General features: G+C 50.3%; 17 protein-coding genes. All 17 read left to right on the top strand.

The genetic code is table 11. The annotated features are described in order from the left end of the window. Positions 1-55: 55 nt before the first annotated feature. Positions 56-2,596, top strand: a complete 2,541-nt coding sequence (locus tag KTQ90_RS08650; protein ID WP_005816117.1) for a hypothetical protein — start codon at positions 56-58, stop codon at positions 2,594-2,596. A gap of 14 nt (positions 2,597-2,610) precedes the next feature. Next, positions 2,611-3,336, top strand: coding sequence for a hypothetical protein (locus KTQ90_RS08645; protein WP_005816118.1), 726 nt, complete (start codon positions 2,611-2,613; stop codon positions 3,334-3,336). Positions 3,337-3,363: 27 nt separating this feature from the next. Then, positions 3,364-4,128 (top strand): DUF5045 domain-containing protein, encoded by a 765-nt coding sequence (locus KTQ90_RS08640; protein WP_005816119.1) that lies wholly within the window; start codon positions 3,364-3,366, stop codon positions 4,126-4,128. Positions 4,129-4,171: 43 nt separating this feature from the next. After that, entirely contained in the window at positions 4,172-5,002 is an 831-nt protein-coding gene (locus KTQ90_RS08635) for a phage antirepressor (RefSeq protein ID WP_005816120.1), read from the top strand. A gap of 15 nt (positions 5,003-5,017) precedes the next feature. Continuing rightward, the gene (locus KTQ90_RS08630; protein WP_005816121.1) at positions 5,018-5,419 is read left to right on the top strand and encodes a hypothetical protein; all 402 of its coding nucleotides are present in this window, start codon (positions 5,018-5,020) and stop codon (positions 5,417-5,419) included. After that, the gene (locus KTQ90_RS08625) at positions 5,419-6,549 is read left to right on the top strand and encodes a hypothetical protein (protein ID WP_217318077.1); all 1,131 of its coding nucleotides are present in this window, start codon (positions 5,419-5,421) and stop codon (positions 6,547-6,549) included. The genes KTQ90_RS08630 and KTQ90_RS08625 overlap by 1 nt, the downstream gene beginning before the upstream one ends. 65 nt (positions 6,550-6,614) lie before the next feature. Beyond that, positions 6,615-7,016: a hypothetical protein gene (locus KTQ90_RS08620; RefSeq protein WP_005816123.1), complete on the top strand. Its 402-nt coding sequence runs from the start codon at positions 6,615-6,617 to the stop codon at positions 7,014-7,016. A gap of 3 nt (positions 7,017-7,019) precedes the next feature. After that, positions 7,020-7,634 carry a conjugative transposon protein TraK gene (traK, locus tag KTQ90_RS08615; protein WP_005816126.1) on the top strand — a complete coding sequence of 205 codons (615 nt, stop codon included), beginning with the start codon at positions 7,020-7,022 and terminating at the stop codon, positions 7,632-7,634. 12 nt (positions 7,635-7,646) lie between these two features. Beyond that, positions 7,647-8,066 carry a hypothetical protein gene (locus KTQ90_RS08610; RefSeq protein ID WP_005816127.1) on the top strand — a complete coding sequence of 140 codons (420 nt, stop codon included), beginning with the start codon at positions 7,647-7,649 and terminating at the stop codon, positions 8,064-8,066. Beyond that, positions 8,050-9,192, top strand: a complete 1,143-nt coding sequence (gene traM, locus KTQ90_RS08605; RefSeq protein WP_005816128.1) for a conjugative transposon protein TraM — start codon at positions 8,050-8,052, stop codon at positions 9,190-9,192. Before KTQ90_RS08610 ends, traM begins: the two co-directional genes overlap by 17 nt. Before the next feature lie 69 nt (positions 9,193-9,261). Continuing rightward, positions 9,262-10,107 (top strand): conjugative transposon protein TraN, encoded by an 846-nt coding sequence (traN, locus tag KTQ90_RS08600; protein WP_005816133.1) that lies wholly within the window; start codon positions 9,262-9,264, stop codon positions 10,105-10,107. 71 nt (positions 10,108-10,178) lie between these two features. Then, a complete protein-coding gene (locus tag KTQ90_RS08595; RefSeq protein ID WP_425285375.1) occupies positions 10,179-10,652 on the top strand; it encodes a hypothetical protein in 474 nt (157 codons plus the stop codon). Between the two features lie 8 nt (positions 10,653-10,660). After that, positions 10,661-11,314, top strand: coding sequence for an Lcl C-terminal domain-containing protein (locus KTQ90_RS08590; RefSeq protein ID WP_005816136.1), 654 nt, complete (start codon positions 10,661-10,663; stop codon positions 11,312-11,314). Between the two features lie 66 nt (positions 11,315-11,380). Beyond that, on the top strand, positions 11,381-12,289 hold the full coding sequence (locus KTQ90_RS08585; RefSeq protein ID WP_005816138.1) for a fimbrillin family protein: 909 nt from the start codon (positions 11,381-11,383) through the stop codon (positions 12,287-12,289). Between the two features lie 80 nt (positions 12,290-12,369). Next, positions 12,370-14,559: a type IV secretory system conjugative DNA transfer family protein gene (locus tag KTQ90_RS08580; RefSeq protein WP_005816140.1), complete on the top strand. Its 2,190-nt coding sequence runs from the start codon at positions 12,370-12,372 to the stop codon at positions 14,557-14,559. 53 nt (positions 14,560-14,612) lie between these two features. Beyond that, positions 14,613-15,110 carry a lysozyme family protein gene (locus tag KTQ90_RS14010; protein WP_005816141.1) on the top strand — a complete coding sequence of 166 codons (498 nt, stop codon included), beginning with the start codon at positions 14,613-14,615 and terminating at the stop codon, positions 15,108-15,110. Positions 15,111-15,198: 88 nt separating this feature from the next. Further along, positions 15,199-16,407 (top strand): putative resistance-associated DNA invertase, encoded by a 1,209-nt coding sequence (locus KTQ90_RS08575; RefSeq protein WP_005816149.1) that lies wholly within the window; start codon positions 15,199-15,201, stop codon positions 16,405-16,407. The last annotated feature ends 292 nt before the right edge of the window (positions 16,408-16,699 follow it).

Below are 16,699 nucleotides of genomic sequence, written 5' to 3'. Positions count from 1 at the left end.
TAAAGTAGTGGAATAGTAGAAACTGAAAGTAGTAAAAACGTAAAGTAGTGAAGCAATGAGACGTTTATACCTTATTATAATATATATGTGTCTTACACTTGTCGTGGGAAGGGTTCATGCGCAGTATTACAGCGTGAACTACGACAAGCAGATCGTTGCCGCCATGGCTGCCGCATTCGGTGCTGGAGCTATGGCAGAGAGCTATTATAACGAGCAGGTGGGCGAAATCTTGAAGCACTACAATGCCGCAGAGGTTGCCACTGCCGGCATCTTCGCTGCCAAGTTCTTGGAGCGCAAGGCATTCACCGACCTCGGCATTTGGAGCAGTAGCACGGAGAACTACTATTACCGCCGCATCCACAATATGGTGGCGAACAAGATTATGCCCAAGATATGGACGGTGGCAGGAATGATGCTGAAAAGTCCGCAGACCGCCCTCTACTGGGGCAGTTACCTGATGAAGATATGCGCCGACACAAAGTCGCTGTGTATGCAGTTTGAGAGTGTCGTGACCAACAGTAGCTTGACCTTTGCCGACATTCAGTTCTTGGAAATCAACCAAGAGATAGCCGCCATCCTCAAACTCTCGGAGATAGGCAATGTAGATTGGCAACAGCTGTTGGATGACATCGCCAGTGTGCCCGGCAACTTCACCGTGGAGAACCTCACCGCCGACATCGAGACGCTTTACAATATGGGAGCATCGTTGGCGACGGCAGGTATCAACGGGGCATCAGGCGCACTCTTGCAGCAGAGTGCCTTCAACGACCTTTTCAATGGCAAGGTGAGTAAAATCATCGACATCTATGACAACTACCATGACCTCTATGAACAGGCAGAGAACGGCATCGGCAGCACACTCCTTAGTCTGGTGGGTGGCGAGGACAACGTGGCAGCCCTCTTCGACCTCTCCAACTACAACATCACCTCGTGGATGACAGACTATCTGAGCGAGACGCAGGGCAACTACTATACACAGCGTTGGTACATTGCCCGACGAGACCAAGGCAGCGTAAGCCTCTGTGACTACTATCCGCCGACCGATGACAACAGTATTCTGAACGGTGACCATTGGTATCGTATCAACACCTCCGACCCCAACTTCTACCCTAACAGCACGCAGCGAGAGCAGATACTGGCCAACTCGGAGAACCATGCCGGATGGAGCCGCAGCCGTGTGCAGCAGCTCAACGCCCAGAGCGACGGCTTCACCTATACGATGAACTATTGGATGTCGTCGTACATCATCAGCCGTGGCGGCAAGCAGACCAAGAAGGCCTACGCCTACGAGATACACGTTACCAAGAGCTGGAACAACGTGGAAGAGGTGTATGAGGATGTCTTCGACTCCTACAGCATGGACTTGAATACCTTCAAGCGTCAGTTGCAGGCACGTCTCTCGGAGTATAACGACAACGAGGAGGGCTATGTCTATTACATCGGCAGTGACGCACGCCGTTACTATCAAGCCACCGATGCCGCCAAACTGAAGGGCGTGGAGAGCGTGACCATCAGCGTCACCTGTTCGGACGGTGTCACCCTCGGACAGGGCAGCACGCAGTACAAGTGCCGTGAGTGCGGCGGTTCGCTCAATGCCCACAGCAAGGAATGCGCCATGAGGACAAGCGTATCAGAAAATAATCTCGACCTATCGGAACTGGACGAGAAGGAACGTGAGGCGAATAGCAAGATAGCCCTGTTGGAGGCGCAGATAAGCCAGTTGGAGACAGAGAACAGGAACCTGCTCACGCAGATAGCCAATGCCTCTGTGGAGGAAGCCCCTGCCTTGCGGCAGCAACATAATGTCAACAAGACGAAGATAGACAACCTGAAGAAGGAATTGGCGACATGGCAGCAGCAGTTGGCAGACATACAGAATGCCAAGAGCGAGGCGGCTAACGACAATGCCACCTCCACCGATGACTACTACCGCATCCCTGCCATCATGCAGGATGTGAAGTCAGCCTACAATCTCACGTGGCAAGGTGCCGGTTCGTGGAACGGCTACACCTACGTCCGAACTGCCACCATGCCCAACATCAACGGCATTATCACCTTCAAGGCGACACTGTCCATTGCAAGGAAGCCCAAGTACTTCCTTGGCATCAAGATACACCGTGCGATACTGCAAATATCGTGGGAGCTGACCTCGGAATACACCGACACACAGGTGGTGGATGTGCTGACCCTTGACCCGAATGCCTCTGACGAGGAGAAGACGAGGCAGGTGAACAGCCGTATCTCGGAGATAGCCCAGGAGTTCCCGTCGTGCAGCATCACCACAGAATATGCCAAGAGCGAGGCAACCCAGACCGCCGACAATGACGATGTAATACACCTGCTCTGGTCGAGCGACCGTCTGGAGATAGCCCGTGAAGTAGATAGCCGTATCACCAAGATTTACGCCGACTTGGTATCATTAGAAAAAATGATGCACTACAAGCGCAGCATCATTGACGTGCTGAAGGACATTCTTCCTTCAATCGACGCAGACCAAGGTCGCAGAAGGACACTCATTGAAGAGTGCTACGAGCGATGGAGAGAGAATGCAGACCCTAACAGAGGGAATGGTGAAGATAACGAGAACGAAAACTGAGGGAGGAACGGAGAATGAGACATACCATCATCATAGCTCTCCTGCTGATTACCCTCTTCCCCAATACAGCCTTGGCGCAATGGGGATTCGATGCGGTATCGGTGGAAGCATACATCAACGACCACAAGAAGCAGCGCAGCCTCTTGCTGGCACGCAGCACTTTGGAGTACAGCAATCAACTGCTGCATGAATACAGCAGTGAAGAGGTGGGCAAATACAAGGAACTGAATGTGGATTTGGACAAATACACCCGGGCCTTCGACATCATCGATGTGATGTACCAGTCGTTGCGCACGGTGCTGAACGTGAAGAGCACCTACCAGACGGTGAGCGACCGCATCAGTGACTACAAGAACCTGTTGGAGGACTTCAATGATAAGGTCATCAAGCGGAAACACATCGAACTGGCTGACACGATGCTCATCAGCATCAACAAGAAAGCCATCGACAACATATACAACGAAGGAAGCCAACTCTACCATAGCGTCAACGACCTCGTGTTGTATGCCACAGGAGCGGCAGCCTGTTCAACTTCCGACCTGCTGATGGTGTTGGACAATATCAACAATTCGTTGGACCTGATAGAAAAACATCTGAACCAAGCCTACTTCCAGACATGGCGGTATGTGCAGCTGCGCATGGGCTATTGGAAGGAGAAGGTGTATCGGACGAGGACGAAGGAAGAGATACTGGAAGATGCCTTCAGCCGATGGAAAGTGGCAGGAAAACTTGACTATTGACGGATTGTAAACAAAAGAAGAACGGACATGAAGAAGACAATGATACTCATCATGGCGGTAGCAACCACCATCAAAGCCACAGCCCAGAGCGTGACCTACAACCACGACTCCTCCAAGCAGAACCAGATAACGGTGATGGAGACAGGTGGCGGTTCTCTCACCCCTGAGTTCTATTATTGGCTGTTACATAACAACTATAAGAAGACAGCGGCAGAGAAGAACAAGTTAGGTTTCCGCACTCTTGCCGGCATCAACCTCTACAACCAAGTAGATGATGCGGAGAAGATAGACTCTGCCCTCACCAAGCGTGCTGAGGTGGAAGCCTTGAACGTAGCCGACCGACAGATAGACCTCGCCTGGCTTGCCGAAAGCAGCAAGATCAACGGTCAGTTGGACAAGATGAAGGCGAACATAGACCATATCATCCCTACAGGAGGCACCATCAACGACAAGCGTCGGTGGGAGGAACTGTACAATATGTACCAGTGTGCCGTGAAAGCCACCAAGGATGCCTATATGCCCAATGCACAGAGAAAGCGGCAGTATCTTAGCATCTATGCCGACCTGACGACACAGAACGAGACACTACTGAAATACCTTGTGCAGCTCAACACCCAAAGCCAGACTACCGCCCTCTTGGCAGCCACCAACGACCGTGTAGTACATAAAGGCAGCATCATCAGCGATGCCAAGAGCCGTTGGCAGGAAAACATGAAGGGCGTGAGGAGCTCGACAGGCACTGACGGCGATGATGCCAACAGCGGTGAGGGTGAAGAAAGTGTGAACAGATAGAAATAAGGGAAGAGAAGAAATAATCACAAAACAGCATAGAGATATGAACGATATTCAGATTTTCAACAACGAGGAATTTGGAGCAGTCCGAACCACAGGAACACCAGAGCAACCCTTGTTCTGTTTGGCTGATGTGGCAAGAGTTCTTGGACTAAAAACCAGCAAGTTGGTACAACGACTTTCGGATGATGTACTTTCAAAGTACCCCATCTCGGATAGTCTTGGAAGAGAACAGGTTACAAACTTTATCAATGAAGACGGACTGTATGATGTCATCCTTGACAGTCGCAAACCCGAAGCCAAACGTTTCCGCAAGTGGGTGACATCGGAGGTGCTCCCCTCTATCCGCAAGCATGGTGCCTATATGACACAGCAGACCATCGAGAAGGCATTGGCAGAGCCAGACTTCCTGATACGGTTAGCAGTCAATCTGAAGGAAGAACGACAAAAGCGTCTGCTTGTCGAACAGGAGTGTGAACACCAAAGGACACGCATCGTTGAGTTGGGATCCAAGGTGGATGACCTGCAACAGGAGGTGACGGAGATGAAGGACAAGGTGAGTTACCTTGACATCATCCTTGCCACGAAGAGCAGTGTCCTGGTCACACAGATAGCACAGGACTATGGCGAGTCGTCCATCCGCTTCAACCGACGTCTGAAGGAGATGAACATCCAGTATCAGCGTGGCAAGCAGTGGATTCTGTATGCCGACTACAAGGACTGCGGTTATGTGACCAGCGAGACCTACCTCATTAAACACAAGGACGGTACGGAGGATGTGCGCATGAACACCAAATGGACACAGAAAGGTCGCCGCTTCCTCTATGAGAAACTGAAGAGCGTGGGAGTCATTCCTGTTATCGAAAGAACATAAAATAAAGAAATAGCTATGGAATCAATATCAAAAATACAGTTACGTCTCTATGCCGCCAAGAGGAAAAACGGCAAGTGGCAGTTGGAGATGTCAAGGATGCCGAAGCGAATCAGCGTTATCGGCAGGACACCCATCGTTGATGAGCATTATATGCCATCTGATTTAGAGGTAGTTTCAATGTCAAAGCTTCACAAATATGTCGGAAGTTACTACGGCAAGATTGTGAAGACCCTCAAAGAGGAAGGCATCATCACCAAGGAATATGGAATGTGGAAACTGCGTGAAGACCTTCAGGACAAGGGCATTGCGGTATATGTCACAGGCAGGATGCGCTGCTTCTACCACTTCTATCTGTCATGGACACCGAAAGGCATAGAGTTTATCAAAGAGATTATCAACAATAGAACCAGGCACTGATGGCAGACAACATACTCAGCGATTTCGGCATCAACATCCTCGAAGAGGAGATTGACGATGTGATATTCCAGACCAACGAGTTCCTGACCGATGCCACCTTCACAGGCTCACAAGGGCCGTTCTGGTGGATCCTCCAAATGTGTATGGCATTGGCGGCACTGTTCTCTATCATCGTGGCGGCAAGCATGGCCTACAAGATGATGGTGAAGAACGAACCGTTGGACGTGATGAAACTGTTCAAGCCCTTGGTGGTGAGCATCATCCTCTGTTGGTGGTACCCACCTGCTGACACAGGCATGACCAACAGCGGCAGCAGCTGGTGCGTATTGGATTTTCTATCCTATATTCCCAATTGCATCGGCAGTTACACCCACGACCTCTATGAGGCAGAGGCGACCCAAATTTCCGACAAGTTTGAGGAGGTGCAGCAGTTGGTATATGTCAGGGACTCGATGTACACTGACCTCCAGGCACAGGCAGACGTGGCGCATAAGGGCACATCAGACCCCAACCTGATAGAGGCGGCGATGGAGCAGACGGGCGTGGACGAAGTGACCAACATGGAGAAGGATGCCAGCAAACTGTGGTTCACCTCACTGACGGCAGGGGCCGTGGTGGGCATCGACAAGATAGTGATGCTGATAGCCCTGATCGTGTTCCGCATCGGTTGGTGGGCGACGATATACTGTCAGCAGATATTGCTCGGAATGCTCACTATATTCGGTCCAATACAATGGGCATTTTCGTTGCTGCCCAAGTGGGAAGGAGCGTGGGCGAAGTGGCTAACCCGTTATTTGACAGTTCATTTCTACGGAGCCATGCTCTACTTTGTCGGTTTCTACGTCCTGTTGCTGTTTGATATTGTGCTCTGCATACAGGTAGAGAACCTGACGGCCATCACCGCCAGTGAGCAGACGATGGCAGCCTATCTGCAAAACTCGTTCTTCTCGGCAGGCTATCTGATGGCAGCGAGCATCGTGGCGTTGAAATGCCTGAACCTCGTGCCCGACCTTGCGGCATGGATGATACCAGAGGGCGACACCGCCTTCTCAACCCGAAACTTCGGCGAGGGCGTGGCACAACAAGCCAAGATGACGGCTACGGGAACCATGGCGACCGTGATGAGATAACATGTGAGTGTGCGGTGAGTCACCGCACCTCCTATTGAAACAAATAAAAGTAACCATCAAGAAAAATGAAAGCAAAAAATGAAATTGAGCGTTGGCTCAAAGATGAGAAATTCATGGCGTTTGCCAACAAGCGTGCAAAGGAAGAGTTTTTCAATTCCGAAAACAACTACATCGACCCACAGTATGAGGAGATGGCAGAAGGCTTTGAGGATAACGACGAGTATGTAGTGCCTATGGTAGATTACCTGAGTTATCGCTTGCATCGTGCCAAAATCTACAGAAATCGACGGAGACGTGAACGTGACATCTGGTGGGTGTGGATCCAACTGAAATACGAAGGCATCTACGTAGAGGCTTGCATCAAGTATTACGCCAAACTGGTGGAAGAAGTTGAGAAGGACATATACACCATCCTGCACCGTGAATATGTGAGAATGAAGAGAAATCAGACCTCAAACAAGCAGTAACGTATGGTAATCAAGAACTTAGAAAACAAAATCAAGCTGGTGGGCATCATCTGCTCTGCGTTCCTCATGGGCTGCATCATCATCTCGGTGTCGAGCATCTGGACGGCGCGCTGCATGGTGACGGACGCGCAGCAAAAGGTGTATGTATTGGACGGCAACGTGCCCATACTGGTGAACCGCACCACGATGGAGGAAACGCTGGATGTGGAGGCAAAGAGCCATATCGAGATGTTCCACCATTACTTCTTTACGCTTGCTCCCGATGACAAGTACATCCGCTATTCGATGGAGAAGGCGATGTATTTGGTCGATGAAACTGGTTTGGCGCAGTACAATACGCTGAAGGAAAAGGGCTTTTACAACAATATCATGGGTACGAGTGCCGTGTTCAGCATCTTTTGCGACAGCATCAAGTTCAACAAGGAGAAGATGGAGTTCACCTACTACGGTAGGCAAAGGATAGAGCGAAGGAGCAATATTCTGATGCGTGAATTGGTGACGGCGGGACAGGTGAAGCGCGTGCCGAGGACGGAGAACAATCCTCATGGACTGCTCATCACGAACTGGAGAACCTTGCTCAACAAGGATATTGAGCAGAAGTCGAAGTCAAACTTCTAATATCCTAGCGGTATGAGTGTAAAAGGAATCAGACGGATGCTTGTGGGCGAGGATATGCCCGACAAGAACGACCCCAAGTACAAGAAGCGGTATGAGAAGGAGGTGGCGGCAGGGCGCAAGTTTGCCAAGACCGCGAGGATAGACCGTGCGGCGGCTAAGGTGCAAGGCTTTGCCAATGCCCACAAGACGCTGTTTCTCGTCATCGTCTTCGGCTTTGTCGCCACGTGCTTCGGCATCAACATCTACAGGATGGTGCGGTATTACGGTCATCGGACGGAGGCTGCAAGTGCCATCGAGCGGCAGGAAGGGCGCATGAAGCAGATGATGAATGCAGCCCATTGCATCACTCCTCCCGTGACGCATCGAACCAACGAGGAGAATCGAGACAAGTCAGTAACATCAAAATCAGACAGCGATGAGAATAACAGATAAGATAAACTTCCGTCAGCCGAAGTACATGCTGCCAGCCATCGTGTACATCCCGTTGATTGCCACAGGCTATTTTGTCTTTGACATGTTCAATACGGAGGTGGCGGAAACGCAGGACAAGAACCTGCAGACCACCGAGTTTCTGAACCCCAACCTGCCCGGAGCGCAGATTAAGAATGGTGACGGCATCGGTGGCAAGTATGAGAACATGGCGAAGTCGTATGGTCGCATAGCAGACTATTCGGCTGTTGATAACATTGAGCGTGACAACGAAGAAGAGAAAGAAGCGTATGAATCCAAGTACACAGAAGAAGACCTTGCGGAACTCGTCCGTCAGGCAGAAGAGAAGGACGATGCAGCCGAAGTGGCCGATGCCAAGGCGCGAGAAGCGGAAGCACTCGAAGCACTCAACAAGGCACTCGCCGAAGCGAGGCTGAGAGGACAGGCGGCAGTTGCCCCCGTGGCCCAGGATACCACACAGGCTGGGCCTCCCAAGGAGCAGATTGAGGTGAAAGGTCAGATTGCCGAGGACAGCAAGGCGGTGAAGGCACTGGACGAGGAGGACAAGGCACAGGAGGTGGTGAAGAAGGTGAAGGTGACTTCGGACTATTTCAACACCCTGACGCAGAACGAGCATGAGCCAAAGCTCATCAAGGCCATCATTGACGAGGACGTGAAGGCTACGGACGGGTCGAGGGTGCGGCTGAGACTGTTGGACGATATTGAGATTGGTGAGACCGTGGTGAAGAAAGGGTCGTACCTCTATGCCACCATGAGCGGTTTCGGTTCGCAGCGAGTGAAGGGTAGCATCAACTCCATCCTTGTGGATGACGAGCTGATAAAGGTTTCGCTTTCGCTTTATGACACGGACGGACTGGAGGGACTGTATGTCCCCGGCAGCCAGTTCCGTGAGACCACGAAAGATGTGGCGAGCGGTGCTATGCAGAGCAACATGAACATCGACCAGAGTGGAGCGAACAACAGTTTCTCGCAATGGGGAATGCAAGCCGTGACCAATGCCTACCAGAAGACAAGCAATGCCATCAGCAAGGCTATCAAGAAGAACAAAGTGAAGCTGAAGTATGGGACGTTTGTTTACCTTGTAAATGGGAAAGAGAAAAGGAAATAGACACTGCCCGACAACGGAATTGTCGGGAACGGTGGCTCATAGAGTATAAACATCAAAAAATCAACTAATATGAATTGTTTTCAGAAAATGAATGTCTGTGCATTGCTTTCGCTGAGCGTGCTTTCAGCCAAGGCGCAGACCACCTACATGGAGATGGAGCAGCTGACGGTCAACGACCAAGTGACCACCGTCATCACCGCCTCCGAACCCATCCGCTTTGTCGATATATCCACAGACAAGGTGGTGGGCGACCAACCCATCAACAACACCATCCGCCTGAAGCCGAAGGACAACGTGTATGCCGACGGTGAGGTGTTGGCGATAGTGACAATCGTGACGGAACGCTACCGCACGCAGTATGCACTGCTCTATACCACGAGGATGCAGGAGGCAGTAACCGATAAGGAAATAGAATGCTCGGAGCGCAATGCCTACAACAATCCCGCTGTAAGCCTGTCCACTGCCGACATGACCAAGTATGCACGTCAGATATGGTCATCGTCTGCCAAATACCGCAACGTGGCGACGAAGATGCACCGCATGGTAATGCGCCTGAACAACATCTACAGCGTGGGCGAATATTTCTTCATCGACTTCTCCGTGGAGAACAAGACCAACATCCGCTTCGACATCGACGAGATGCGCATCAAACTATCGGACAAGAAGCAGAGCAAGGCTACCAATGCGCAGATAGTGGAACTGACCCCATCTCTTGTGTTGGACGATGCGAAGACCTTCAAGTATGGCTATCGCAACGTGATTGTGGTGAAGAAGATGACCTTCCCCAACGACAAGGTGCTGACCATCGAGCTGTCGGAAAAACAGATAAGTGGACGCACCATCTCGCTCAGCATCGACTATGAGGATGTGCTGTCTGCCGATTCGTTTAACCATATACTGTTGGAGGAGGAATAATGAGAATTAGGAATGAGGAATTAGGAGTGAGGAATTGGCTTGTGCATACCTTACTCGTTGTCATCTGTTTTATGGCAAGCATGACTCCGGCAATGGCGCAGCAGAATAGCGACCGCATATCCTTGGGGTTCGGATGCCTGTATGAGCGAGGACTGGACGTGACGCTGTCCTACGAGTATGAGACGAAGTACCACAATGCGTGGGAGTATTTTGCAAACGGATATATCAAGTGGAACGAGTGCGCATCGTGCGGTCATGTCTGTCCTGAGAGTTTTTGGAACAACTACCGCAGTTATGGTTTCGGCTTTGCCTATAAGCCCTGTGTGGCAAGAGGACGCAACCACCATGGCAACATGCGCATAGGAGCATCGGCAGGTAGCGATACTGACAGGTTCTTGGGTGGCATCCACCTCGGCTATGAGCAAAACTATACACTCAGACACGGCTGGAAGCTCTTCTGGCAGGTGAAGACCGATGTGATGATCAAGGGTGAAGACCTGTTCAGAACGGGTATTGTCCTGGGTGTGAAACTTCCTGTAAAATGACTATGCGTATGAAGAAACTGTTTTCAATCTTGGCAGTTGCGGCAACGGTGTTGCTGACTGCCTGTGACGAGCATCAGGACTTTCCCGACACAGCCATGAAGGTCACCCATATCTTGACCACTGACGGCAAGGTGATGCCCTACGAAACCTACGAGCAATCGTGCAAGCAAGCCATTGCAGTGGTGTTCAACGTCAATCAGAGGGAAGAAATGGAGGGAAACGGATATGCCGTCTATCTGTGGGACATCGCTCCCGAAGCCTTTGCTGACAGTATCGGTGTGGAACAGGACACATCCTGTGACCTCACCGCCTACGACGGCAACAAGAACACTTTTGCCCTTTATGGCACGACCGATGTGAAGTCGCCTTTGGCTGAGCGTGTCTTCGACATGTGGCGTTACGGGCAAAGTGCCTATATCCCCAGTGTGGCACAGATGCGTCTGCTCTATCATGCCAAGGACATCATCAACCCATACATCCTGAAATGCGGCGGCACACCTATCCCCGATGAGGATGATGACTGTTGGTATTGGACTTCAACGGAGGTAGAAGGACAAGCGACCGCCAAGGCATGGCTTTACTCACTGGGAAGCGGTGCCATACAGGAGACTCCCAAGTGGCAGCCGCATAAGGCGAGACCCATCATCACGATTATGGATTAGCCCATATACAGACATCGAGTATCACCCGTATCATCATCAAAGTACAACAATTAAAAAAGAAAAAGCATGAAAAAGAATTTGTTTCTAATGTTGGGACTTGGAGCCATGCTCCTCACGTCCTGTGACCAAGACATCGTCAATGAGATTTACCTGCCCGGTGGCGGAGGTTCTGTGGTCGTGACCGACAGCACATCAACCAAGCAGCTTCAGGTATTCACCAATCTGGAGATGCTGCAACCTGCCGTTTCCACACGAGCCGTTGACAACCAGTGGGAACTCAATGATATGATTGGCATCTCTTCCACAGGGATGATCAACAATATGAAGTTCACCCGAAGCGGCGGCACGAATCAGTTTGTGTCAGCCAACAAGGTGTTTTTCACGGACACAGACACTCACACCTTCAATGCCTACTATCCCTATACGGCAAATCCTACCAACGACCTCATAGAGTTCCAAGTGCCGGAGGCAGCTGTACAGAGTGAGCAGAAGGTCAATGATTTTCTGTTTGCCAGTGGAGCGGCATCATACGCCAATCCGAGCCTTACATTGAACTTCACCCATCAGATGGTGCGTGTCATCATCAAGGTCTATACCTCACCAGAATACGGTTTCACCACCAATGATTTTGCAGGAAGCCTACTCACGTTCGTCGGTTATTTTGACAGCGGTACTTTCAACATCAAGACCGGAAAGGTAGAATGCAGTGACGAGTCGGTGACGACCTATTATTTCGGCGACCCACAAAGTGACCACATGGAATATACGCTTTATGTTCCTGCACAGGTTATGCCAGACATGACATTGCAACTCAGCAATGGGGAGAACTTCGTATTCCTCACAAACGACACGTGGAAAGCGGGTCATTCCTACAGCTATTCATTGAAGCCTGTACGCAACACCTTGGAGGTCATATCTGCAACTATTTCTCCGTGGACAGTAGAGTCTGAGAAGACCATCAACGGCTACGAATAAAACTCATAAGAGGATTGGAGGGTGTCCACCGTGGCATCCTTCATCTTTTCTCATTATCACCCAACATCATCGTAAAGTAAATGGAAGAAAGCAAAGAGTTACAGGGTTTTTACAAGATATTCAGGGCGGTGATTTATGTCTCCATCCTGATGGAGTTCTTCGCCTACGCACTGGAGCCGGAGCAGTTGGACTTCTTGGGCGGCGTAGTGACGGATATCCACACTCGCATCAAGCGGTGGATGATTTACCATGACGGCAACCTCGTGTATAGCAAGGTGGCTACGTTCCTGCTGATATGTATCACCTGTGTGGGAACGCGCAACAAGAAGCATCTGGAGTTTGACGCTCGCAGGCAGGTGCTCTATCCGCTGCTGTCGGGAGTGCTGCTGATTGTGCAGTCCGTATGGCTGTTCGGTCATTCGATAATGCCCTGTTTCTATACCCTCCGTTTGAACACTTGGCTCTATATGCTCACTTCCATCGTCGGTGTCGTATTGGTGCATATCGCCCTCGACAATATCTCTAAGTTCCTGAAGGAAGGGCTGCTGAAAGACCGCTTCAACTTCGAGAATGAGAGCTTTGAGCAATGCAGGGAGTTGCAGGAGAACAAGTACAGCGTGAACATCCCTATGCGCTATTATTACAAGGGCAAGTTCCGCAAGGGATGGGTGAACATCGTCAATCCGTTCCGTGGCACATGGGTTGTGGGTACTCCTGGTTCTGGTAAGACCTTCTCCATCATCGAGCCGTTTATCAGGCAGCACAGCGAGAAGGGCTTTGCCATGGTGGTGTACGACTATAAGTTTCCCACTCTCGCCACCAAACTCTACTATCATTACTTGAAGAACAAGAATGCCAAGGACAGCAAGATGCCCCATGGCATGAAGTTCAACATCATCAACTTTGTGGATGTGGAGTATTCGCGCCGTGTGAACCCCATCCAGTTGAAGTACATCAACAACCTTGCCGCAGCGAGCGAGACCGCCGAGACCCTGCTTGAATCCCTGCAAAAAGGCAAGAAGGAAGGCGGCGGTGGCAGCGACCAGTTCTTCCAGACCTCTGCCGTCAACTTCCTTGCCGCCTGCATCTATTTCTTCTGCAACTACGGCAAGGAGCCCTACGACAAGGACGGAAAGATGCTGATTGCCGAGCGGCGTGAAGACCCAAAGACGAAAAGGCTGATACCCACAGGACGGGTGTTCGACCATTCGGGCGCGGAGGTGCAGCCCGCTTATTGGTTGGGCAAGTACAGCGACATGCCACATATCCTATCGTTCCTCAATGAGAGTTATCAGACCATCTTCGAGGTACTTCAGACCGACAACGAGGTAGCCCCCTTGCTTGGCCCGTTCCAGACTGCCTTTGCCAACAAAGCCATGGAGCAGTTGGAAGGTATGATTGGCACGCTACGTGTCTATACCTCCCGTCTCGCCACCAAGGAATCTTACTGGATATTCCACAAGGACGGCGATGACTTCGACCTGAAGGTCAGTGACCCGAAGAATCCAAGTTATCTGCTCATTGCCAACGACCCCGAGATGGAGAGCATCATCGGTGCACTGAATGCCTTGATTCTCAACCGCCTTGTAACGAGGGTGAATACAGGACAGGGCAAGAACGTTCCTGTCAGCATCATCGTCGATGAGTTGCCGACCTTGTATTTCCACAAGATAGACCGACTGATAGGCACAGCCCGAAGCAACAAGGTGAGCGTGGCACTTGGCTTTCAGGAACTTCCGCAGTTGGAAGCCGATTATGGCAAGGTGGGTATGCAGAAAATCATCACCACCGTGGGCAATGTGGTGAGCGGTTCGGCAAGAGCCAAGGAAACCCTCGAATGGCTGTCGAGTGACATCTTCGGTAAAGTAGTGCAACTCAAAAAGGGCGTGACCATCGACCGTGACAAGACCTCCATCAACCTCAATGAGAATATGGACAGCCTGGTGCCTGCAAGCAAAATCTCCGATATGCCCACAGGTTGGATATGTGGACAGACCGCCCGTGACTTCGTAGTCACCAAGACCGGGATGAACGGAAGCATGAACATCCAGGAGAGCGAGGAGTTCAAGACATCCAAGTTCTACTGCAAGACCGACTTCGATATGACGGAAATAAAGAAGGAGGAATCGGAGTATGTCCCTCTCCCTAAGTTCTATAAGTTCAAGTCGAAAGAAGAGCGAGAGCGCATCCTCTACAAGAACTTCGTTCAGGTTGGGGAGGACGTGAAAGCCATGATTAAAGAGATTCAGCAGTTCCGCACTATGATGTAGTGATATTGATTAGAGTGCGGTGAGACATCGCACCTCCTATATAAAATAATGTAATGAGAAGATACATCATCGTACTATTGAGCATGTTGGCCATCTGTAGCGTGCCCTGTCAAAGCCAAACCATTGACAGGGCACTGTTTGAACGGATGGTAGCCATTACCAAACACTTCGAGGGTTGGCACGACCCAAAGACCACACCGGGCTATGTGGGCTATGGTCACCAGCTACAGAAGGGAGAGCGTTTCCCGAAAACACTGACACGTCAGCGTGCAGATTTGCTGTTACGGACAGACCTCCTCCGGCACCTGCGCCTATATGCCCGTTATGGCAGGGATGCTTATCTGCTTGCCACCCTCTCGTACCAGATTGGACCAGCCAAGTTGTTAGGCAATGGACGATACCCGAAAGCGTCCCTGCTCACCCGATTGGAACGTGGCGACAGGGACATCCTGCCACTCTATCTGAGCTATTGCAAATGGAGGGGAAAAGCAGTGGCATCCATTAGGAAACGGAGGTGGGTGGAATATCAGCTGTTGTATGCCGAGCGGTGAGGCACCATCCCTCCTATACCTGTTTGTCTGTCACTTATATTATATATAAAGGTAATAATTGCAATTTCAATGTTAAAGTCAGAGCATTATGGCATCCATCAAATTAAAGTTCAGAACATCATCTGTTCAAGAGAAAGAGGGTCGCCTGTATTATCAGGTGATACACAATCGTGTGGCACGTCAGATCCATACAGAGTACAGAATCTATTCCTCAGAGTGGGATGCGGACCATTCAAACATCATTTTGCCAACTTCCGTCACTCCACAACGTCAAGCCTATCTTCTTTCCTTGAAAGATACATTGGATGCTGACAGGAAGAAACTGCTGTTGGTCATTGCACGGTTGGACAAGGAAGGGCAGTCATATACAGCAGACACCGTCGTTGACAACTTCCATGAGGGAAAAGAATTACATGGCATTATCGGCTATACGCTGGAGTTGAACGAAAAACTGAGACGCATCGGCAAGAAGCGGATGGTAGCAAGGTACAAAACCACCCTCAACAGCCTCCAGCGTTACCTGAAAGGAGGCGATGTGCCATTGGAGGAAGTCGATGGGACAACGATACAAGGCTATGAACAGTGGCTGAAAGACAGCGGACTGTGCCGCAACACCACCTCTTTCTACATCCGCAACCTGCGCACCATCTACAATCATGCCGTAGATGACGGACTGGTCATCTCTTCCTCACCGTTCAAGCATGTATATACCGGCATCGACAAGACCGTCAAGCGGGCACTCCCCTTGGAAATCATCAAGCAACTGAAAGAGCTGGACTTGAGTCTGAACCCCCGTTTGGAGCTTGCAAGGGATATGTTCCTGTTCAGTTTCTATACCCGTGGGATGTCGTTCATCGATATGGCACAACTTACACCAAGCAATCTGCATGGCAGTACGCTCATTTACCGCCGTCAGAAGACCTCACAACAGTTGCACATCAAATGGGAACCTGCCATGCAGGAGATAGTGGCGAAGTACAAAACAGATGATTCTCCCTACCTGCTCCCTATAGCAAAAGGAGAGGGAGCCATATTCTGGAGACAGTACAAGAATGCCTATAGCCGTATCACCAAGCAGTTGAAGAAAATCGGAGAAATGATAGGCCTGTCCGTACCCCTGACCACCTACGTAGCCCGCCACTCCTGGGCAAGCATAGCCAAGAGCAAGAACGTGCCCGTATCTACTATCAGCGAGGCATTGGGGCATGACTCCGAGAAAACCACACAGATATACCTCTCCTCATTGGACACCTCTGTCGTTGACAACGCCAACAATCTCATCATCAATTCTCTTTAGGAGGTGCAGCGTCTCACTGCACCTTTATTTCAATATTTATAACTATTGTATTGCGGTGTGATACCGCAACTATAATAAAAAAGTCGGGGATTGTTGAGCAAAAAGGTGTTTCTCTCTTTAAGAGAAATATCGTTTTGCTAAACAGTTGATATTGAGGTATCATTTTATCGTAAAAGACATATTTGCTCAACAATTGCTTGACGGAAATCAACAAATTTTAGCATTTTTGTAAAAAAGTGTAACTATTCAGCGATAGCCTTGCACCTTAATCCGCGATTGAAATATACAGCAA

This window comes from Leyella stercorea (assembly GCF_019052365.1).
Taxonomy (GTDB): Bacteria; Bacteroidota; Bacteroidia; order Bacteroidales; family Bacteroidaceae; genus Prevotella.
This window is presented reverse-complemented; position numbering and strand designations above follow the sequence as displayed.